The organism is Dyella lipolytica (assembly GCF_030160075.1).
Lineage (GTDB): Bacteria > Pseudomonadota > Gammaproteobacteria > Xanthomonadales > Rhodanobacteraceae > Dyella_B > Dyella_B lipolytica.
This window is the reverse complement of the sequence record NZ_BSNQ01000003.1, coordinates 471,994-493,709: the sequence shown is the minus strand read 5'-3', so window position 1 is coordinate 493,709 and position 21,716 is coordinate 471,994. Positions and strand designations below refer to the sequence as shown.

Here is a 21,716-nt window from a genome sequence, read left to right as displayed (position 1 = left end):
AGATTCATGACTCAAGCCCGCCCGCTCAGCCTGATTACCGGCGCTTCAGCAGGTATCGGCGCCGCTTTCGCCCACGCCCTGGCAGCGCGTGGTCACGATGTGGTGCTTACCGCACGGCGCACCGACCGCCTGGAAACACTGGCGGCCGATCTACAGGCGGCACACGGTGTAAATGCGACGGTGCTAACCAGCGATCTGGCCGATCCGCATGCTGTAGAGAAACTTTGCCAGACACTGGATCAACGCGGGTTGAAAGTGGATTGGCTGATCAACAACGCGGGTTATGGCGTGCCCGGTCGCTTCGATCAGAGCGATTGGACCGTGCATGCAGATTTTCTGCGCGTGCTAGTCACAGCGCCTACCGAACTGGCGTGGCGATTGATCGGCGGTATGCGCGAGCGCGGGTATGGGCGCATCGTCAATGTGGCATCGCTGGCCGGGCATGTGCCGGGTTCGGCAGGCCACACACTGTATGCGGCGAGCAAGGCGTACATGATCAAGTTTTCGCAGTCGCTAGCGCTGGAAAACGAAGCGACGGGCGTCAACGTCTGTGCGCTATGCCCGGGCTTTACGCGTTCGGAATTTCACGATGTCACCGGTACGCGCCCGTTGGTAAACAAGATGCCTGATTTCATGTGGCAAAGCGCAGAGCAAGTGGTGCAGGAAGGCATCGCCGCGGTGGAACGTGGCGACGCCGTCTATGTGACAGGCCGCTTCAATCGCACGGTGAAAAGTGTATTCAAGTTGATGCCGGACAAGCTGGCGCTGCGGATGTCGGCCAAGCAATCGCGCCGGTATCGCGCGCAGGATTCGTCACACTGAGATTTTCTTGCTGCCCTATGGCGGTGGGTTGCGTAAGCGGAAAGGTTTAACCACCAATCCAGCGAGCGAGGAAGAAAGCGGCCGCTGAAGCGAGACCGCCCACGAGTACGGTCTGCACAGCGCCGCGCAACATGCCGATGCCGGTGAAGCGGCTCTTGGCGGCACCGAACAGGGCCAACGCAATCAGTGTGCAAATCACGGACACCCGTAACGCCGGTTGCAAGCCTTCGATCAGCATATAGGGCGCCAGCGGCACCAGGCCGCCGATCACGTAGGCGCCACCGATGGTCAGCGCGCTGCGTAATGCACGCCCGGGCTGCGGTTTTTCCAGGCCCAGTTCAAAACGCATCATGAAGTCCACCCAGGCTTCATGATCTTGATGGAAATGAGCAAGCACCGGCTTGCAGGCCTCGCGATCGAGGCCGTAGTGGGCGAAGATCTGCTCGATCTCGTGTTCTTCTTCGCGCGCCAGCTCGCGCACTTCACGCACTTCGCGCCGGCGCTCGGCGTCGTAATGATCGGCATCGCCGCGTGCGGCAAGGTAGCCGCCGAGGCCCATCGCAATCGCGCCGGCTGCAATTTCCGCCACCCCTGCCACGACCACAATGCGACTGGCTACCACGGCCCCGGAAAGACCTGCCGCCAGTGCGAACGGCACGGTGAGTCCATCGGCCATGCCGATAACCAGATCGCGCACCACGTCGGAAGAGGTGAAGTGTCGTTCGGTGTGATGATGCTTGGCGGCCATGGCAACGCTCCGTGAGATGCGCGCTAATGTAACCGCAAGCGCCGATAGATGACGCAATGAGAAACACACGCATTGTCTTTCGCACCAAGGCGGCGCGACATAAAACGCGGGCAGCGTTTCGACTAGATCAACTTGATCTCGCGCAGGCGCTGCATGAGGTATTCATGCGCGCTGATCGAGGTGTCGTAGCGGCGTGGATTGTCGGGCGTAATGCATTGTGGCAGCGGATCGAGCATCACATCCGGATTGGGGTGCAGGAAGAACGGCACGGAATAACGCGGCTTGCGCGCATTGGCATTCTGCGGATTCACCACGCGATGCGTGGTCGATGGATACACATGGTTGGACAACCGCTGCAGCATGTCGCCGATATTCACCACGATGGCATCGCCCTCGGTAGTGATCGGCAGCCAGTTTCCTTCGCGCGTGAGCACTTCCAGGCCTTCGGCACTGGCGCCGACCAGCAGGGTAATGAAGTTGATGTCTTCATGAGCGCCCGCGCGCACGTTGGGAATGTTTTCCTCGGTGATCGGCGGGTAATGGATCGGGCGCAGGATGGAATTGCCCTGATCGATTTTGTCCTCGAAATAGTCTTCGGGTAAATCGATGTGCAAGGCCAGCGCCTGCAGTACACGACTACCGAGAAGATCCAGCGATTCATACAGCTCGTAACCGTATTCGTGAAAGCCTGGCACCTCGGCTGGCCACAAATTAGGCGGCATGACGTCCACGAATTTGGAATCGCGCGACATTTCGCGGCCGATATGCCAAAACTCCTTGAGATCGGGATAACGGCTGTCTTTCGCCGTTTCGATCTTGAATGGCGTGTAGCCGCGCGCACCGCCGGTGCCAGGCATGTGGTACTTCATCTTGGTTTCGGGCGGCAACGCAAAGAAACGCTCGAAGGCGTCGTAAGCGCCATCGATCAGCTTGGGCGACATGCCGTGGCCGCTGATGCAGCAGAAACCGAACTCGCGGTAGGCAGCGCCTAGTTCAGCGACGAACGCCGCACGATCGGAGTCGTAACGTCGAATGTCTAGCGTCGGAACCCGTTTGATGGATGCGTCCATAAGCTTGTCCACAGGCTGGCGTGTGTCGATGTGTAGTCCACTACTGCTGCGCGGTACACGTCGGGCCTATTCCTTGGCGACCTGGATTAAAGCCCGCCTGGTGAGGGGCGTGCTCTATTGGTTCACGAGCGTTCGGCTGAAGATTTTACGACTTCCGCAAGCCGTTCGGCCATCTGCCTAACTTCGACTGCGTCGGCAGCTTCCACCGTAACGCGCACCAGCGGTTCCGTACCCGATGCGCGCAACACCACGCGTCCGCGACCGTGCAGGGCCTGCTCGGTTTCCGACAATGCCTTACGCACCGCATCGCTCTGCAGCGCTTCGCGAGCGCCGGGTGTGCGCACGTTGATCATCACCTGAGGCAACTTGCGCAAGCCTTCGCGCGCGGTCGCCAGGTCCTGATCGCTAAGCTTCAACGCTTCGAGCACCGCCAGTGCGGCGACGATGCCGTCACCCGTGGTGGCGCGGTCCAGGCATAACAGGTGACCAGACGTTTCGCCGCCCAATATGCCTTGGTGTTCTTTCAGCTGCTGCAAGACGAAGCGATCGCCGACATTGGCGCGGATCAAGTCCACACCGATATCGGCCAGTGCCCGTTGCAGACCGAAGTTGCTCATCGACGTACCGACGACCGGCCCCTTGAGCATGCCCCGTGTACGCCAGCTGCGCGCCAGCACGTAAAGCATGTCGTCGCCATCGCCGATGATGCCATCGCGGTCGGCCATCTGTACGCGGTCGCCGTCGCCATCGAAAGCAAAGCCAATGTCGGCGTGATGATCCAGCACCGCGCGCTGCAGCGTTTGCGGATGCATGGAACCGACGTTGTGGTTGATATTGAAGCCGTCCGGCTTGTCGCCGATCACGTGCAACTCGGCACCCAGCTCTGCGAACACTTTGGGAGCCACTTGATAGGTGGCGCCGTGCGCGCAATCCAGCACGATCTTCATGCCGGCGAGGCTGAAATCTTCCGGCACGGTGGATTTGCAGAATTCGGCGTAGCGTGTCACCGCATCGGTAACGCGTACGACCTTGCCGAGATTTTCGGAATCGACGGTGGTGAATTCCGCGTCGGTTTCCCGCTCGATCGCCTGTTCGATCTCGTCGGAAAGTTTTTCGCCGCGCGCGGAAAAGAACTTGATACCGTTATCGTGATGTGGGTTGTGCGACGCGCTAATCACAACACCAGCATCGGCGCGCAGGCTGCTCGTGAGGTACGCGACCCCAGGCGTGGGCATCGGGCCGAATAGACGAACGTCGGCGCCGGCGGCAGCAAGGCCCGCTTCCAGCGCCGATTCGAACATGTAGCCGGAAACGCGGGTGTCCTTGCCGATGAGTACCAGCGGACGACCCGGCGTTTTTTTCTGCGCGCTGAGTACCACGCCAAGCGCGCGCCCCAGGCGCAGCATGAAATCCGCGCTGATCGGCCACTGCCCAACCCGGCCGCGAATGCCATCGGTACCAAAGTATTTGCGTTGATTCATCGATTACCTTACCTATTCGTCATCCGGCCAGCGCGGCGCCTTAGGTGTGTCCCGCCGTTCGGGCTTGTCGCCCGATTGCACAGCGTGCCATACCTTCAGGGCATCCACGGTGGCGGCTACATCATGTACGCGTACCATGCACGCGCCATGCTGAACCGCGATCAGCGCCGCGGCAACCGAACCGGCCGCCCGCTCGGCGGGATGTTTGCGGCCGGTGAGTGTGCCGATCATTGATTTGCGCGAGAGGCCCACGTAAACCCCGCTGCCGAGATCGGCGAAGCGCCCCAACCGGCGCAGCAGGGCCAGATTGTGTTCCAACTCTTTGCCGAAGCCGAAGCCGGGATCGACCATCACCTTGCGCCGATCGATACCGGCCAGCTCACAAGCGAACAGTCGATCGGTGAGAAAACGGTGCACCTCGCCGACCACGTCGTCATAATGCGGGGCGTCCTGCATGCTGCGTGGCTCGCCTTGCATATGCATCAGGCATATCGGTACTCGCATTTCAGCTGCGGCGTCCATCGCACCATCGCGGCGCAATGCGTACACGTCGTTGATCATACCGGCGCCAGCGGCGACTGCCGCACGCATCACTTCCGGCTTGGACGTATCTACAGCAACCGGCAGCGACGTGCGCGCGATCAATTGCTCGATGACCGGCAACACACGGCGTAGTTCTTCCTCGACGGGTACGTCAGCGGAACCCGGCCGCGTGGACTCGCCGCCCACGTCCAGCATGTCCGCCCCCTCTTCCGCCAGACGCAAGCCGTGCGCCACGGCGGCATCCATATCCTCGAACTGGCCGCCATCGGAAAACGAGTCGGGCGTGACGTTGATGATGCCGACTATGCGCGGACGGTCCAGCGTCAACGGACGGCCGTTGCAATCGAGCACCGTGGCAAATAGATCGGCGGACATGTGGCTTACTCCATACCGCCCAGCGGGCCCATGAACTGGCGGTAATAGCGCAATTCATCGATGGAATCACGGATATCCGACAGCGCGGTGTGAGCGGACTCCTTATTAAAGCCACGGCCAATCGCCGGGGCCCAGCGTCGCGCCAGTTCTTTCAGCGTGGAGACGTCGAGGTTGCGATAGTGAAAAAAGCGCTCGAGTTGCGGCATCTGGCGATGCAGGAAGCGACGGTCCTGGCAGATGGAATTGCCGCACATCGGCGACTTGCCCGGAGCCACCCATGACTTGAGAAACTCCAGCGTCGCCCGCTCCGCTTCGGCATGATTGGCGGCTGAGCTGAGCACTTGTTCCCATAGGCCCGAGCGGCGGTGCTGGTTACGGTTCCAGGTGTCCATCGCTTCCAGACGCGTCACCTCATGGCGAATGGCGAAGACAGGGCCTTCGGCCAGAATAGCCAGATCTTTGTCGGTGACGATGGTAGCGATTTCCAGTACGGAATCGTTGTCGGTATCCAGACCCGTCATTTCCAGGTCGATCCAGATGAGATTGTCTTCGTTGACTTGGCTCATGCGCCCTCCCGGCGCGCAGTCTATCAGGCTCGCATGCGATGATCTGGTGATGCAGACCTTTTTCTGGCACGACTACGAAACCTTTGGCACGGATTCGCGGCGCGACCGGCCGATTCAGTTCGCCGGCATCCGCACGACGATGGAGCTGGAAATCATCGACGAGCCCGTGATGTTCTTCGGGAAGCCGCCAAGGGACATGCCGCCCAGCCCCGAGTCCTGTCTGATCACCGGCATCACGCCGCAACAGGCCGAACGTGATGGCGTCGTCGAAGCCGACTTCGCCGCGCGAGTACACGAGCAGCTGGCCACGCCGGGCACTTGCGGTGTGGGCTACAACTCCTTGCGTTTCGACGACGAATTTTCGCGCCAGCTGTTCTACCGCAATTTTTTTGAGCCTTATGCGCGCGAGTGGGAAAACAACAATTCGCGCTGGGATCTGATCGACCTGGTGCGCATGTGCGCCGCGCTACGCCCAGAAGGGATCGTATGGCCAACCCGCGACGATGGTATGCCGAGTTTCAAGCTGGAACATCTGGCCAGCGCCAATCATCTGCAACAGGAGCGCGCGCACGACGCGCTGTCGGATGTGCATGCACTGATCGATCTGGCGCGCCTGGTCCGAGTACGTCAACCGCGCCTGTGGGATTGGCATTACGGGTTGCGCCGCAAGCAGCGCGTGTTCGAGCTGCTCGATGTGACGAACATGACGCCGCTGGTGCACGTATCGTCACGGTATCCGGCCAGCCGCCATTGCCTGGCGGTGATCGTACCGATAGCGGTGCACCCCGGCCGGTCCGGCGAGATCATCGTGTACGACCTGGCGCAGGATCCCGCCGACTTGCTGGCGCTGGAGCCCGAGGACATCGCCGACCGGATCTTCACCGCACGCGCCGACCTGCCCGAGGGTGTCGAGCGCATTCCGCTACGCACCATACACGCCAACCGCTCGCCCGCACTGGCGCCGCTGTCAGTACTTAAGGGCGTGGATATGCAGCGGCTGCAGCTTGATCTGGATCGCTGCCTAGCGCACGCCGACCAGCTACGCGCCGCTGCCGGACTGAGCGACAAGCTGCGTCAGGTTTTCCAGCACGCCACCGCATTGCCGCCCCCTGAAGATCCGGAGCTGGCGCTCTATAGTGGTTTTCTGCCCGACGCCGACAAGCGTCTTCTGCGTGAGGTACGCGCCACGCCACCGGATCAGTTAGGCCAACGCAACTTCGGCTTTCGCGATGCACGCTACGCCGAACTGCTGTTCCGCTACCGCGCACGCAACTGGCCCGAAACCCTGGCGCCGGACGAACGCGAACGCTGGGAAACGTTCCGTCGCGAACGGCTGACGCGCCCGACGCCGCTGACCACATTGACGCTGGACGAATACTTCGCCCAACTCAGTACCTTGCGCAACGACTCCACTCAAGGCGATAAATTCGCCCTGCTCGACCAACTGCAAGCCTGGGGCGAACAACTCGCCATCGAAGCCGGCATTGCCGCCTGACATACGGAACCGAAAACCATGCCACGTGCTTATTTCTCGACCGCAACGTTTCGCTTTCTGCGCGCACTGGATCGCAACAATAACCGCGAGTGGTTTCTTGCGCATAAGGCCGATTACGAACGAGATGTCCGCGACCCGTTTCTTGAGTTGATCACCGATCTGCAGACACCACTGGCGAAAATCAGCGAGCACTTTCGGGCCGATCCGCGCAAGAACGGCGGATCGCTGTTTCGCATTTACCGCGACACACGCTTTTCCGGTGACAAGGACCCCTATAAGCCTTGGGCCAGTGCGCGCTTCTTCCACGAGCGTCGACACGAGATACCGGCACCCTCGTTTTATCTGCACATCAAGCCAGGCGATTGTTTTATCGGCGGCGGCATGTGGCATCCCGAACCGGACGCGCTGAAACGCCTCCGCGCTTTTCTTGCGGATAATCCGGCGGCATGGAAGCGCGCCACGCAGGGCAAAGCATTTCGGGATCATTTTGCGTTCTGGGGCGAATCGCTAACGCGACCGCCGCGCGGTTTCGATCCGGATCACGAGTTGATCGAAGATCTGAAGCGCAAGGACTTTGCTGCTGGCGAACAATTCGAAGAGTCGCTCGCCTGCTCGGCGGAGTTGCTGCCTTATATGGTGGCAAGCTTCAAGCGCATTGCGCCGATGATTGATTATCTTTGTGCGTCGCAGGAACTGGATTTTTGATCTTTTGAAGCCCCTCTCCCGCCGGGAGAGGGGTTGGGGTGAGGGTACGGGGCTCGCGTGATATTGAATATTTCCGCTTCAATGGCTTCAACGCTCCGCTCGCACCCTCATCCGCCCTCTGGGCACCTTCTCCCAAAGGGAGAAGGGCAAACGCTTCACGCTTCGGGACGCATGTAAGGGAACAACAACACATCGCGAATCGACGAGGAATTGGTCAGCAACATCACCAATCGATCGATACCGATACCGAGACCGCCCGTCGGCGGCAAGCCCACTTCTAACGCACGAATATAGTCGGCATCGAAGTGCATGGCTTCGTCGTCGCCCGAATCCTTCGCATCCACCTGTGCCTGGAAACGCGCAGCCTGGTCTTCCGGGTCGTTCAACTCCGAGAAACCGTTGGCGATTTCTTTGCCGTTGACGAACAGCTCGAAGCGATCGGTGATGCCCTTGTCGGTGTCGTTCTCGCGAGCGAGCGGCGACACTTCGACGGGATGGTCGATGATGAAGGTGGGCTGCACCAAGGTGTGTTCGACCGTCTTCTCGAAGATCTCCAGCAACAACTTGCCCCAGCCATAACCCGGCTTCACCTGCGCACCGAGCCGCTTGGCATGCGCAGCCATCGCTTCGCGGTTACGTAAATCTTCGCGCTTGATCTCTGGGTTGTGTTCGAGCACGGCATCTTCCATGCGCCAGCGACGGAAGGCCGGACCGACATCGATGTTTGTGCCTTCCCAGGTCAGCTCCGTCGTGCCGAGCACTTGCTTGGCCGTGTCGCGAATCACCGCCTCCGTGAGATCCATGATCTCGTGATAGGTGGCGTAAGCCTGATACAACTCCAGCATGGTGAACTCGGGATTGTGCCGCGTGGACACGCCCTCGTTGCGGAAATTGCGATTGATCTCGTACACGCGCTCGAAGCCACCCACGACCAGGCGCTTGAGGTAGAGCTCCGGCGCCACGCGCAGGAACAGGTCGATATCCAGCGCATTGTGATGCGTGACGAACGGGCGCGCCGTGGCACCGCCAGGGATGATGTGCATCATCGGCGTTTCCACTTCCATAAAGCGCCGCGGCTCGGCTTCCAGCCATTGGCGCATATAACCGATGATCTTTGAGCGCAATGCAAAAGTACGGCGCGCTTCCTCGGTGACGATCAGGTCGACATAGCGCTGGCGATAACGCTGCTCCACGTCGGCCAGGCCGTGGAACTTGTCGGGCAGCGGTCGCAGGCTCTTGGTCAGCAAACGCAACACATGGACCTTGATCGACAACTCGCCGGTCTTGGTGCGCATCAGCACGCCTTCGGCACCGACAATGTCGCCCACGTCCCAGCCCTTGAAGGCTTCGTATATATCGCCGACGGTGCCTGCATGGATAAACAGCTGGATGCGTCCGCTGAAATCCTGTATCTGCACGAAGCTGACCTTGCCTTGCACGCGCTTGAGCACGATACGGCCGGCCACCTTCACATGACGCGCAGCGGCCTCGATGGCTTCTGCGGTGTGCACATCCTTGTCGGCGAACTCGGCCTGCAAGTCGCCAGCAAAGCTATCGACCTTGAAGTCGTTCGGGAACGCCACGCCTTGCGCGCGCAGCGCGGTCAACTTCTCGCGGCGCTCGGCGATCAGCTTGTTCTCGTCGATGATCGGATTGTCGGTTGCTTCACTCATGGAGATTCCATTTGATGCCGGCGCTCGCGCCGGTTGCCGAGAGCCTCGTTATATATCGCTTGGTTGCCGAACGACGCGAGATGGTTTTCTTCTGGAGCGGTGCTGTGCGTCAGTCGCCCTTGTGGAATACCTGCTTGACCGCGTGTTTGGTCGCATCCCAGCCTTCGCGCGTCCCGTGCGCGATGCCATGACCGACTTCTTTCGCGCCGTGCCCGATGCCTTGGCCGGCCTGTTTCGCGCCATGCCCGATGGATTTGGCCACATGCGCGGTCGCGTGCCCGACGTCGCGCGCGCCGTTGCCGATACCTTTCCCGGCCGCCTTCGTATCCTGCTTGATGTCCTGACCCAAGCCGCTGGGCGTTGCGTTTGCAGCGTGACTGAACAGCGCGAACGCGCCACACGCGAACAGGGTTCCGCAGACCTTCTTGGCGTTCATGCTGTGACTCCTCGATCGGTGGTCAGGTATATCCATCCGTCACGCGTCGACGCGCTTGGCGCCGGCGTCCAGGCCGGATTTCAGGCTGGCCTCGACGAATTCATCCAAGTCGCCGTCCAACACTTTCTGCGTATCGGTGCGTTCGATGCCGGTACGTAGATCCTTGATGCGACTTTGATCCAGCACGTAGTTGCGGATCTGGCTGCCCCAGCCGATGTCCGACTTGGTGGCTTCCAGCGCATCCTTCTCCGCGTTGCGCCTCTGCATCTCGAGCTCGTACAACTTCGCCGCCAGCATCTTCATGGCGCGGTCGCGGTTGGCATGCTGGCTGCGCTCGGTCTGGCAGGCCACGACCACGCCCGATGGGACGTGGGTGATACGCACGGCCGATTCGGTTTTGTTCACGTGCTGGCCGCCGGCACCGGACGAACGGTACACGTCCGTCTTCAGGTCGGCCGGGTTGATGTCGATGTCGATATCGTCGTCGACTTCCGGCGACACGAAGACCGAGGTGAAGCTGGTGTGGCGGCGATTGTCGGAATCGAACGGGCTCTTGCGCACCAGGCGATGCACGCCGATTTCGGTTTTCAGCCAGCCGTAGGCATAGTCGCCTTCCACCCGGAACGTGGCGGATTTGATGCCGGCCACTTCGCCCGCACTCACTTCCATCAGCTCGGTTTTCCAGCCGCGCGCCTCGCACCAGCGCAGATACATGCGCAGCAGCATTTCGGCCCAGTCCTGCGCTTCGGTACCGCCGGCGCCAGCCTGGATATCGACGAAGGCGTTGGCCGAATCCATCTTGCCGGAGAACATGCGCTGGAATTCCAGCTTGCCCACTTGCGCTTCGATCCGGCCGACGTCGGTCACGATGGACTGCACGGTGGCCTCGTCGCCGTCGGCGGCAGCCATTTCCAGCAGTTCACCCGCATCGGCCAAGCCGGCGGTGATGCGGTCGATACCGCTCACGATAGTGTCGAGGCGGGCGCGTTCGCGGCCCAGCTCCTGCGCGCGCGGCGGATCGTCCCAGACGTTGGGGCTTTCCAGTTCGCGGCTTACTTCTTCTAGACGCTCACGCTTGGTGGCGTAGTCAAAGATACCCCCTAAGCGACTCGATGCGGCCTTTGAGGTCCGCGATCTGCGCGAGGATCGGATTGGTCTCGATCATTCGAAATAATGGGCTGTCATGGTGACCTCTCAGGATATCAGATAGATACCCGCAACGTAGCCCCTCTCCCTGCGGGAGAGGGGTTGGGGTGAGGGTACGATCGAAGCGCATTATTGAAATCCCGCTCAAGACTTCAATAAGACGCTTCGATCGCACCCTCATCCGCCCTTCGGGCACCTTCCTCGCTCCTCAGAGCTGAGCACATCCATGCGCTCTCCCCGCGTGCTCCCGGAGGGAGAAGGATCAGTGTTTCACTCGACAAGCACACGTACTACACCACCGTATCCAGCGCATGACTGTGTACATCGCGCACCGCCCGCCCAGACGGATCGGCCATCGCAGCAAACGCCGGATCCCATGCCAACGCAGCGGGCGAAGAACACGCAATCGATTTGCCGCCCGGCACCGTTGCAGCGCAGGCTTCGCCCGGGAAATATTTCTCGAAAATGCGGCGATACAAATAGGCCTCCTTGGTCGCCGGCGTGTTGAATGGATAGCGCGCCGCCGCAGCGGCAAATTCGCGATCGCTGATGGCCTGCTCGGCATGCGCCTTTAAGCCATCGATCCAGCCGTAGCCCACACCGTCGCTGAATTGTTCTTTCTGACGCCACAGGATCGATTCCGGCAACGCGCCGTCGAACGCTTCGCGCAACACGGCTTTCTCGATCCGCCCCTTCCCCGCCATTTTGTGCGCAGCATCCATGCCCATCGCCACTTCCATGAATTCCAGATCGAGGAATGGCACACGTGCTTCCACACCCCAGGCCATCATCGACTTGTTGGCGCGCAGACAATCGTAGCTATGCAAGGCATCCAGCTTGCGCACGGTTTCTTCGTGAAAGGCTTCGGCCGAGGGCGCTTTGTGGAAATACAGATAGCCGCCGAAGATTTCGTCCGAACCTTCGCCCGACAGCACCATCTTCACACCCATCGCTTTGATGCGACGTGCCAGCAGATACATCGGCGTCGAAGCGCGGATGGTGGTGACGTCGTAGGTTTCGATGTGCCGGATCACTTCCGGCAACGCGTCCAGACCTTCCCAGAAGGTGTAGACAAAGCCGTGATGCACGGTACCCAACGCGTCGCCCACGATTTTCGCGGCGGCGAGATCGGGCGAGCCTTCCAGACCGATGGCGAAGGAATGCAGCCGCGGCCACCACGCTTCGCTGCGATCGTCGTCTTCGACACGTTCACGCGCAAAGCGTGCAGCGCAGGCGGCAACCAACGAAGAATCCAGGCCGCCCGACAGCAACACGCCGTAAGGCACATCGGTCATCAGCTGGCGATGCACGGCCTGCTCGAACGCCTGCCGTAGTTCGCCCGGCGCTGGCGACTGCCCTTTGGTTGCCGCGTAGTCGCGCCAGGGGCGACTGTAATAGCGCTTCAACTCGCCGCTGACGCTGTCGTACACGTGCCCCGGCGGAAATGGCGCAACGTCGGCACAGATACCCACCAACGCTTTCATTTCCGAAGCGACACACAGCCGCCCCTGCGCGTCGTGGCCCCAATAAAGCGGACAGACGCCGATCGGATCGCGGGCGATCAGGTAGCGCTGCGCATGGCCATCCCACAAGGCGAACGCAAAGATACCGTTGAGCTTGCCGAGAAAATCCGCACCGTGTTGCTGGTAGAGCGCGTTGATCACTTCGCAGTCCGAGCCGGTCGTGAAGTCGTAATCGCTTTGGGCGCGCAACTCGCGGTGGTTGTAGATCTCGCCGTTGACCGCCAGCGCCAGATGACCGTCGCGGGAACGCAGCGGCTGCGCGCCGCTGGCCGGATCGACGATGGCCAGACGTTCATGCACCAGGATCACCCCGGCATCCACGAATACGCCGCTCCAGTCCGGCCCGCGATGACGCTGGCGCTGCGACTGTTCCAACGCGAGCAGGCGTAACGCCGCCAGGTCATCCCCGGGTTGCAGGTCGAACATTCCAAAAATGGCACACATGACAGGTTCCTCGGTGGGTCGAACGGCATAAAAAAAGGGCCCGCACTTGGCGGGCCCTTTTGCGTGTGTATGTCTGTCGCTTTCGTCTACACGCCGGCCCACCCGTTATGACGGGGAGTATTATTGGCGTTGTTATTCAGGCCGTTCGCAGCCACAAGCGCACCCGCCGCAGGAGCGGCGATGCAGGCAAGTTGGCGAGCGACGGAAGCGTTCATAGCCCGACTAGACCACAAGCTGTTTCTGCGCGCAAGCTGTAATAACCGTGATACAGCGATTTGAGCGTCGCCCGATCTTCACGCTGCTGTAGCCCGGAGCTTGCTCAACTGCATGCCTTCCTGCCGTAGCCGGCGCGGAGCCGCCGCCCAACCAAGTGGTACTGGGGACAACACAAGTCGTCGAAACACCCGCACATGACATCACCCAACGGTCCGCCACGCGGATCACCCGTTCATTCATTAAGGAGCGAACGATGGGAACGATGAAGGGTTTGAGTGGTTTGCTGATGTTGGCCGCCCTGTCGCCGGCGTTCGCGCAAAGCGATACGCGCAAGCTGCAGAAAGAAGTGGACGACCTGCAGGCAACCGTGAAGGAATTGCAGGCCGAAGTAAAGGCGCTGAAAGCGGAACAAACCAAGCCGGCGCAACCGACGCCCCCGGCCGCTATCGTTGTCGCACCGTCCCCTGCTCCACCTACGACAACGACACCAGCTACCGCGCTCACGGCCGTGCCCACCGAACAGGTCGACGCCATGCAAATGGGCGACGCGACACGCTCGCCACTGCCGCCCCAGCAAAGTGTTTCGGAAAACGCCGATTCGGCTTCGCGCATCGACAACGAAGCGCCTCCTACCGACCCTGATCTAAAGGGTTTTGTGCGGATTCCCGGCACTCAGACCATCGTCCGCTTAGGCGGCTACGCCAAGCTCGACACGATCTACGACACCGGCAGCATCGGCACGCCGGATTTCTTCGCCACATCCGCCATTCCCGTGCCGGCACCACACAACGACAGTGGCAACTTCAACATGCAGGCGCGACAGACCCGCTTCAACCTGGATATACGGCGACCGACCATTTTCGATGAGAGCATGCGCTTCTATTTCGAGAGCGACTTCTACGGCGGCGGCAACGGCGCGTATGGCTTTCGCATGCGCCAGGCCTATGGCCAGCTCGGCAATACGTATGCCGGTTTCGGCTGGTCGGCCTATACCGATACGGATGCGCTGCCTGACACCCTGGATTTCGCCGGCCCCGGTGGTGCCATCGCGCCGCGGCAGGCGGGCATCCATCAATTTTTCCGTCTTAGCGAAACCAACAGCGTGACGATTGCCGCCGAACAGCCATCCTCCGAGGTCAGCGCTTACGCCATCGGCAGCAACGTGCATGGCACGCAACATGCGCCCGATCTGATCTTGGTCGGCCGCACCGAGCATGACTGGGGTCATCTACAACTCGGCGGCGTATTGCGGGAACTGGGTTATACGAACTACCAAGAAAGCCGGAGCGTATTGGGAGGCGGCGCCTCGCTGACCAGTTCGTTCAAGATGGGTACGTTTTCCAGCTACAGCGATCTGCTGATGTTCGGCACCAATTGGGGGAAAGGCATCGCGCGCTATATCGCTGACACCGGCGGTCTGAACCTGGATGCCGTGGTCGGACCTGATGGCAAGCTTCACGCACTCACCGGTTGGGGTGCTTATGCCGCCTATACGCATTACTGGGGTGGCAACTGGCGCAGCAATCTCGTTTACGGCGTGGCGCGCATCCAGCAGTCGCCCTGGTTGGCCACCTACGATTTTCACGACAGCTATTACGGCGCGGCCAACCTGATCTGGAGTCCGGTACCCACGCTGACGGTGGGACTGGAGCTGCTGCACGGCCGATTGCTGGAACAGGACAACCGTTATAACGACGACACCCGCATCCAGGGCTCGCTACAGTACAGCTTCATAAAATAACGCCGCGCAGAGTGGCCGCAAGGAGTCGTTAGGGTTGCGCAATCCAGCGCAGCGCGTCGTCAAGCTCGGCGTTGGTGAAAAGCTTGAAATGGGTGGGCATGGCGAATCCGAACATGCTGGACATGACGCGCACCCAGCCCACATCGGTGACCAGTGCGGTGCGTTCCCAACCGGAGATATGGCGGAAGCCAAGCTTCACGTCATCCCACATCGCACCCGGCGCGAAACCCGTGAAATCGTCGCCTATGTGCACCACGATGTGCAGCTTGCGGTTGAGCGCAAACGCCGCTTCGATGTCCGGCACCATCACGCTCTCGTAGTCGTCGGCGGTGACCAGTCCGCGCATGCGAAAACCGATGATGCCTGCCGGAAGATTGGGGAGTTGTTCGATCATGATGGCGCTCCTTCATGCTCGTATAGCGCTATCCAAACCCCATTTACGCCGGAATACAAGTGGCTAAACACAAGGCTGCGTTAACGCTTGGTCACAACGGCTCCATATGCCGCAATAGCAACCGCGGCGATTCGCGGCCCTGCCAGTCGTTGATGGTCAACTCGTAGGCCGCGCGCATGACTGTCGGTGGCGGTTGACCGTCGTAGACGTTGAACATCACCGCATCGTGCAAGCTGTCGTCGCGCGGATCGCGCAGGCTCAGGCGCAGATGCCGCTCGCCCATAGGGCGCCAGCTGAAGCATTCGAAACGGTTGTCGAATACGGGCTCGGGGAAGGCTTGCCCCCAGGGGCCGGCGAAGCGCAAAAGCCGCGCCATATCGAGGGTGAGCGCTCCGGCAGGCATTTCCCCATCGGTATAAAGCACAGCCTGCAGCTGTTCCTCGTTCAACCATTCGCGCGCCACGGTGTCGAAGGCGGCGGCAAAGCGCGGGTAGTCCTGCGTGCGCAGGCTGAGCCCGGCGGCCATGGCGTGGCCGCCGAAGCGCTCGATCAAACCCGGATGCCGCGCATCGACAACAGCCAGCGCATCGCGGATATGGAAACCGGGAATCGAACGCGCCGAACCGCGCAGATGATCGGGATCATCCTCGCCGGCAGGTGCAAACGCGATCACCGGTCGATGCAGCCGTTCTTTCAGCTTGGATGCAACCAGACCCACCACACCGGCGTGCCAGCTCGGCTCGAACAAACTCACGCCGACCAGCTGCGCATCGACATTGGCCGCGCTGGCCACCATCGATTCCGCTTCGGCCACCATCGACGCCTGCAGATCACGTCGTTCCCGGTTGATCGAACTCAACAGCTCGGCATAGTGACGTGCTTGAGATGGGTCATCGGTGAGCAGGCATTCCACACCAAGACGCATGTCTTCCAATCGACCCGCCGCGTTCAAGCGCGGCCCGAGGGCATAACCCAGATCGCTGGTGCACAGGGTCGAAACACTACGTTGGCTGGCTTCGATTAAGGCGACGATGCCCGCACAACCGCGGCCGCCGCGTAACCGCTTCATGCCCGCCTCGACCAGGATGCGGTTATTGAAATCGAGCGGCACCAGATCGGCCACCGTTCCCAACGCCACCAAATCGAGCAGCGAGGAAAGATCCGGCTCCGTATTCGCCGCAAAACTGCCCTGCTCGCGCATGTACGCGCGCAAAGCCAGCAGCACATAAAACATCACACCGACACCTGCCAGCGCCTTGCTCGGAAAACCGTCGTCGTGCAGGTTGGGATTGACGATGACATCCGCTGCAGGCAAATACTCACCCGGCAAATGGTGATCCGTCACGATCACCTGCATGCCACGCGCCTTTGCTGCTGCGACGCCGGCCACGCTGGCGACGCCGTTATCGACGGTAACGATCAGCTGCGCGTGCGCCGGCAGCGATGCCACCAGTTCCGGCGTGAGTCCATAGCCGTGCACGAAGCGATTGGGCACCACGTAATCCACACGACGCGCGCCGAGCAAGCGCAGGCCGCGCATGGCCACCGCTGCACCGGTGGCGCCATCGCAGTCGTAATCGCCGGCGATAATGATAGACACATCATCGCGAATGGCTTGCGCCAGCAAGGCCACCGCTTGTTGCATGCCGCCCAGTTGTTGCGGCGTAAGCAGCCGGGCCAGCCGGTGTTCGGTTTGTTCCGGGCCGAATACGCCGCGTGCCGCATAAATGCGCTGCAGAATGGAAGGCACGGCGTCGCCCCACCCTGCCGGCTCGCCCAGCAGAGGCCGTCGTCGCAGTTGCAACGGCCTCATCGCGCCGCCTTGCGCCAGAAACGCAAACGATGCCAGGGACGATGCAGCCAACGCTCGCCGCTGGCAAAAGCGAGCGTCAGCGGCTGACGTTTCGCTACGGTCTGCAGCAGCGGCCACCAGATGTTGGCGATGTCGTCCACTGTTTGATCTTGCAGATCGATCAACCAGCCTGCACTCGCGCCACTAACCACGGCAGCGTTGCGCGATTGCACCGGTATCCCCGCGCGTCGCGCTAGTGCGATCAAAAGCAGGTCTTCGCCGATAACACCGGCCAGCGTTGTCGTCACGCGCTGTGGCAACGTGCCACCGCCCCAAAGCCATAGGCTGTTGACCGGTGGTAGACCGCGCGCGCGGCGATCAGCGTTGACCGGATGCTGGTGCAGCAGCACCTGTACTTCGTTGAGCAGTACACGCCAGCGTCGCCCATCGGGTCCTTGCGGCAAATGTTCGTAGAGATCCTCGCCGAGCGCTTGCTCAGGCGCAGCAAAATCCGGCAATGGGCTTTGCGAGAACAAGCGCAGATGCCAACGGTCGGGTGATGAAATTTCCAGCGTCATGCCGGCGTCGCCGAATACAGGCTTCAGCGGTTTTGCCAACGACTGCGCTTCGTCCATGCTCAACTGCAATTGGCCGCACGCCAACAGTCGTGCACCGCTGAGATCGGGTTGCACCCAGGCAGGGTCGGCGCTGAGCCAGCAGGCATCGGCAGCGTCGCCAAGCAGATATTCGCGCGTGAGCGCCGCTGCAGGGATCCCACCTCGGCATGGGAAATAGGTCGAAAGGCCGTGCAGATAACCTTTGGTGCCGTCGTCGAGTCGCTGGGCTCGCGTCCATAGTGCACGCAGAGGATGCGACGGCTCGAAACGCTGCAAGTTCGGCAGCCAGCACTCCAGAGGTCGGGGCGAGATATCCGTCATCGGCTCAAGCTTCGAGCAGTTCGTACAGTTGAAGCCATTCGGCTTCCAGCGTTTCCTTTTCTTTGCGCAGCTCCGTCTGGCGCTGACCGAGTTTCATCAGCTCGGCGGTCGAGCCGTTGTAGGTGGCCGGATCGGCGAGTTTCTGCTCTAGCTTGACCAGGTCTTCATCGATCGCGGCAACACGCGTCTCGATTTTCTTGACCCGCTGACGCGTGGCTTTTTCGTTTTCGCGTTGCGCGGCAGCGGCACGGCGACGATCGGCGGCGGACTCGGCAGGCTTCGAATCCGTGTCGTTGGCTTTCTTCGGTGCATTACCGCGAGCGCGCAGCCAACGTGCATAGTCATCCAGGTCGCCGTCGAAGGATTCGACCTTGCCGTCGGCGACGCGCCAGAAGCTATCGCAGACCATGCCGAGCAGATGGCGATCGTGCGAGACGAGCACCAGCGCGCCGTCGAAATCGGCCAGCGCGTCGGCTAGGGCCTCGCGCATGTCGAGATCGAGATGGTTCGTCGGTTCGTCGAGCAGCAAGAGGTTCGGCTTGTCCCAGGCGATCAGCGCAAGCGCGAGGCGCGCGCGTTCACCGCCGGAAAAACCATCGACCGATTCGAAGGCGCGGTCACCGGCGAAATTCCAGCTGCCGAGAAAATCGCGCATGACTTGGGCCGACACGCCCGGCGCCTTGTCTTGCAGATGATCGAACGGACTGGCGCCTTCGCGCAGGCTTTCTACCGTGTGCTGAGCGAAGTAGCCGATCTTTAGATCTTTGTGCGCCTTGCGCTCGCCGCCCAGCGGCGTGAGTTCGCCCACCAATGTTTTCACTAGCGTGGATTTACCCGCGCCATTGGGGCCAAGCAAACCGATACGCTCGCCTGCTTCCAGACGAAAGCGCACGTCTCGAAGAATCGATGCAGGCGGTTGACCCGATTCGCCGGGATAACCCGCCTCGATCTCTTCCAGTTGCAACATCGAATCGGGTAAGCGGTCCGGCACAGCAAACTGAAACCGGAAAGCCCGTTCAGCGCGTACCGCCTCGGTACCGGCCATTTTCTCCAGCCGCTTCATACGCGACTGCGCCTGCTTGGCCTTGCTGGCCTTGGCCTTGAAGCGGTCGATGAAGGATTGCAGATGCGCTCGCTCAGCCTGCTCGCGCTCGTGAGCGATCTGCTGCAAACGCAATTGCTCCGCACGCTGCAGCTCGAACGAGCTGTAGTTGCCGGTGTAAAGCTTCGCCCGGCCTTCGTTGAGATGCAGGGTATGGGTGATCACGCCGTCGAGAAATTCACGGTCGTGCGAAATCACCAGCAAGGTGCCCTGATAGCGGCGCAGCCATTCCTCCAGCCACAGCACGGCGTCGAGGTCGAGATGGTTGGTGGGCTCGTCGAGCAGTAGTAGTTCGGACGGCGCCATCAGCGCGCGGGCGAGGTTGAGGCGCACGCGCCAACCGCCGGAAAATTCCTGCACGGCGCGCTCGTGAGTTTCGGGGCTGAAGCCAAGCCCGTGCAGCAGGCGACCGGCACGGGAGCGAGCGTCGTAGCCATGCAGCTCTTCAATACGGTGATGAGCGCGTGCCATTGCTTCGGTATCGCCACGTGCCTGGGCGTCCAATTCGTCGCGCAACACCGCGGCCAGTTCCACATCGCCGCTCATGACATATTCGATGGCGGGGTCCGGCAACGCCGGGGTTTCCTGCGCCACGGTAGCCAGACGCAGCTTGGCAGGCATATCCAGTTCGCCGGCATCGGACTCCAGCTGGCCCTGCAGCGCGGCGAACAGGCTGGACTTGCCACAGCCGTTGCGCCCGACCACGCCCAGGCGCCAGCCGCTCTGGATCACCAGATCGATATCGGAAAGCAGCAACCGGCTGCCTCGGCGCAAAGCGAAATGGCGAAACGCAATCATGGGAATCCGGGTAGAGAATCGGGTCGTCAAATGCCCGCAGCCGTGCATGATAACGGTTGCGGGCGTCACATCCCTCGGTTTTGCTCGTTGGCACGGCGCCAACAGTTCTGCTACAACGACGCAGCAACGCTTTATGCGGAGAGGGGACCATGTTCAAGCACCGTCACAGCCTGCCCTTGCTGGCAGCGATCGTTCTCGCCACCGGCCTTGCCGGGCTACAGACCGCACACGCCCAGGAAACGCTGACCCATCGCGTGCAGGAAGAAAAGGGCATGAACCTGCCGGCACGCGGCATGACCATGGCCCAGGTCGAAAAGAAATACGGCCAGCCCCTGCGCAAACTTTCACCGCGCGGCGGCGATTCGGCCAAGCATCCGACGATCAACCGCTGGGAATACTCCGACTTCATCGTGTATTTCGAGAAGAGCCGAGTGATTCATTCGGTGCTCAATACCCCGGCGGGCAATAACCAGAATCCCAGCGCGGTGAATTGATGGCGCTTCATCGTCATTGACCAGCTTGCTGGTCAATGACGGGCAAGAACTCGCCCTGCTCCGGCTGTCATCGTAGACTTATACACTTGCCATGCCCGGCATCGCCCCGGGTAGCCCCTCTGCGCGAGTGTCGTCCCCATGACCGATTCCAGCTTGCGCCTGCCGGCCGAATGGGAGCCGCAGGCCGCCGTGTTGATTGCCTGGCCGCATGCCGGCACCGATTGGGCCGAGCGGCTCGATGCGGTCGAGTCCACTTATGTAGCTCTCGCTGCGGCGATAACACGATTTCAACCGCTAATCATTGTCGTTCCTGATACGACGTTGCGTGCACACGTGACGACAAAGCTGCGCAGTACAGGCGCTCACCTGACGCAAATACGTTTTGTGGAACTGCCCTACGACGACACTTGGCTGCGTGACTCCGGCCCGATCACCTTGCGCGAAGGCGATCGTTTCCAGCTTACGGATTTCCGCTTTACCGGTTGGGGCGGCAAGTTCGGCGCCGAGCAGGACGATGCGTTGATCGCCGGACTGGTCGATGAAGGCGTGTTCGGCTCGGCCGTGCACAAACGCATCGATTGGGCGCTGGAAGGCGGCGGTATCGAAAGCGACGGAACCGGCACGATACTGACCACGTGGCGCTGCCTGGTGCAGCGTCATCCGGAGCAATCGCGCGAACAGATGAGCGCGATCCTGCGCGAGAGCCTGCATGCCCAGCGCGTGCTATGGCTCGATTACGGTTACCTCGAAGGCGACGACACCGACGCGCATATCGATACGCTGGCCCGTTTCGCGCCAGGCGATCGCATCGTTTACCAAGCCTGCGATGATCGCAGCGACATACATCACGACGAATTGCAGCTCATGGGTGCCGAGTTGGCAGCCCTGCGCACGGCGGACGGAAAGCCGTACACGCTTTATCCACTGCCCTGGGCCAAGCCGATCGTCGATGAAGGTCGCCGCCTTGCTGCGTCTTATGCGAACTACCTGATCGTCAATGGCGCGGTGCTGGTACCGGCCTATGGCGATACCGCCGACGATGAAGCGGCGCGCATCATTGGTGAAGCCCATCCGGGCCGTACCGTAGTGCAGGTGCCCTGCCGTCCATTGATCTGGCAGAACGGTAGCCTGCACTGCATCACCATGCAGCTGCCGGCCGGCCTGATCTAAGCGTCGTTCAACGCGTATCCCCTAAACTTGAAACCTGTTGTCAG

The 21,716-nt window shown here is 61.2% G+C and carries 19 protein-coding genes; 6 read left to right on the top strand and 13 right to left on the bottom strand.

Translation table 11 applies throughout. The features are described 5' to 3' along the window. Positions 1–6 precede the first annotated feature (6 nt). Positions 7–822, top strand: coding sequence for an SDR family NAD(P)-dependent oxidoreductase (locus QQL64_RS03895; RefSeq protein WP_284396037.1), 816 nt, complete (start codon positions 7–9; stop codon positions 820–822). A 46-nt stretch (positions 823–868) separates the two neighbouring features. On the opposite strand, the gene QQL64_RS03890 is transcribed toward QQL64_RS03895, so the two are convergent. From QQL64_RS03890 to orn, 5 genes are all read right to left on the bottom strand, one after another. Beyond that, the gene (locus tag QQL64_RS03890) at positions 869–1,570 is read right to left on the bottom strand and encodes a VIT1/CCC1 transporter family protein (protein ID WP_284396036.1); all 702 of its coding nucleotides are present in this window, start codon (positions 1,568–1,570) and stop codon (positions 869–871) included. Positions 1,571–1,692: 122 nt separating this feature from the next. Further along, on the bottom strand, positions 1,693–2,628 hold the full coding sequence (locus QQL64_RS03885) for an isopenicillin N synthase family dioxygenase (RefSeq protein WP_284399636.1): 936 nt from the start codon (positions 2,626–2,628) through the stop codon (positions 1,693–1,695). Positions 2,629–2,762: 134 nt separating this feature from the next. Continuing rightward, entirely contained in the window at positions 2,763–4,121 is a 1,359-nt protein-coding gene (glmM, locus tag QQL64_RS03880; protein WP_284396034.1) for a phosphoglucosamine mutase, read from the bottom strand. A gap of 12 nt (positions 4,122–4,133) precedes the next feature. Continuing rightward, the gene (gene folP / locus QQL64_RS03875; RefSeq protein WP_284396033.1) at positions 4,134–5,039 is read right to left on the bottom strand and encodes a dihydropteroate synthase; all 906 of its coding nucleotides are present in this window, start codon (positions 5,037–5,039) and stop codon (positions 4,134–4,136) included. A gap of 5 nt (positions 5,040–5,044) precedes the next feature. After that, positions 5,045–5,605 (bottom strand): oligoribonuclease, encoded by a 561-nt coding sequence (orn, locus tag QQL64_RS03870; protein ID WP_284396032.1) that lies wholly within the window; start codon positions 5,603–5,605, stop codon positions 5,045–5,047. A 49-nt stretch (positions 5,606–5,654) separates the two neighbouring features. On the opposite strand from orn, the gene sbcB reads away from it, so the two are divergent. Together sbcB and QQL64_RS03860 are read left to right on the top strand one after the other, a co-directional pair. Next, positions 5,655–7,100 (top strand): exodeoxyribonuclease I, encoded by a 1,446-nt coding sequence (gene sbcB / locus QQL64_RS03865; RefSeq protein WP_284396030.1) that lies wholly within the window; start codon positions 5,655–5,657, stop codon positions 7,098–7,100. 18 nt (positions 7,101–7,118) lie between these two features. Further along, entirely contained in the window at positions 7,119–7,805 is a 687-nt protein-coding gene (locus QQL64_RS03860) for a DUF2461 domain-containing protein (protein ID WP_284396028.1), read from the top strand. A gap of 155 nt (positions 7,806–7,960) precedes the next feature. Here the strand turns inward: QQL64_RS03860 and lysS are convergent, their stop codons facing one another. The 4 genes from lysS to asnB all read right to left on the bottom strand — a co-directional run bounded on the left by lysS (position 7,961) and on the right by asnB (position 13,027). Beyond that, positions 7,961–9,478, bottom strand: a complete 1,518-nt coding sequence (gene lysS, locus QQL64_RS03855; protein WP_284396027.1) for a lysine--tRNA ligase — start codon at positions 9,476–9,478, stop codon at positions 7,961–7,963. Between the two features lie 109 nt (positions 9,479–9,587). Further along, positions 9,588–9,914, bottom strand: coding sequence for a hypothetical protein (locus QQL64_RS03850; RefSeq protein ID WP_284396025.1), 327 nt, complete (start codon positions 9,912–9,914; stop codon positions 9,588–9,590). 39 nt (positions 9,915–9,953) lie between these two features. Beyond that, a protein-coding gene (gene prfB, locus QQL64_RS03845; protein WP_284396023.1) for a peptide chain release factor 2 occupies positions 9,954–11,079 on the bottom strand; the annotation gives its coding sequence in 2 pieces (ribosomal slippage) (positions 9,954–11,003 and positions 11,005–11,079; 1,125 coding nt in all). 271 nt (positions 11,080–11,350) lie between these two features. Next, entirely contained in the window at positions 11,351–13,027 is a 1,677-nt protein-coding gene (gene asnB, locus QQL64_RS03840; RefSeq protein ID WP_284396022.1) for an asparagine synthase B, read from the bottom strand. 469 nt (positions 13,028–13,496) lie between these two features. Between asnB and QQL64_RS03835 the strand changes: the two genes are divergently transcribed. Beyond that, on the top strand, positions 13,497–14,984 hold the full coding sequence (locus tag QQL64_RS03835; protein ID WP_284396021.1) for a DcaP family trimeric outer membrane transporter: 1,488 nt from the start codon (positions 13,497–13,499) through the stop codon (positions 14,982–14,984). Positions 14,985–15,012: 28 nt separating this feature from the next. Here the strand turns inward: QQL64_RS03835 and QQL64_RS03830 are convergent, their stop codons facing one another. The 4 genes from QQL64_RS03830 to QQL64_RS03815 form a co-directional block, all read right to left on the bottom strand. Continuing rightward, the gene (locus QQL64_RS03830; protein WP_284396020.1) at positions 15,013–15,378 is read right to left on the bottom strand and encodes a SpoIIAA family protein; all 366 of its coding nucleotides are present in this window, start codon (positions 15,376–15,378) and stop codon (positions 15,013–15,015) included. Between the two features lie 91 nt (positions 15,379–15,469). Continuing rightward, positions 15,470–17,191 carry a single-stranded-DNA-specific exonuclease RecJ gene (gene recJ, locus QQL64_RS03825; RefSeq protein ID WP_284396019.1) on the bottom strand — a complete coding sequence of 574 codons (1,722 nt, stop codon included), beginning with the start codon at positions 17,189–17,191 and terminating at the stop codon, positions 15,470–15,472. Continuing rightward, positions 17,188–18,108, bottom strand: coding sequence for a phosphoglycerate mutase (locus QQL64_RS03820; protein ID WP_284396018.1), 921 nt, complete (start codon positions 18,106–18,108; stop codon positions 17,188–17,190). The genes recJ and QQL64_RS03820 overlap by 4 nt, the downstream gene beginning before the upstream one ends. 4 nt (positions 18,109–18,112) lie before the next feature. Continuing rightward, positions 18,113–20,008, bottom strand: coding sequence for an ABC-F family ATP-binding cassette domain-containing protein (locus QQL64_RS03815; protein ID WP_284396017.1), 1,896 nt, complete (start codon positions 20,006–20,008; stop codon positions 18,113–18,115). A gap of 149 nt (positions 20,009–20,157) precedes the next feature. On the opposite strand from QQL64_RS03815, the gene QQL64_RS03810 reads away from it, so the two are divergent. After that, a complete protein-coding gene (locus tag QQL64_RS03810; RefSeq protein WP_284396016.1) occupies positions 20,158–20,502 on the top strand; it encodes a hypothetical protein in 345 nt (114 codons plus the stop codon). A gap of 138 nt (positions 20,503–20,640) precedes the next feature. Then, positions 20,641–21,672 carry an agmatine deiminase family protein gene (locus tag QQL64_RS03805; protein ID WP_284396015.1) on the top strand — a complete coding sequence of 344 codons (1,032 nt, stop codon included), beginning with the start codon at positions 20,641–20,643 and terminating at the stop codon, positions 21,670–21,672. The last annotated feature ends 44 nt before the right edge of the window (positions 21,673–21,716 follow it).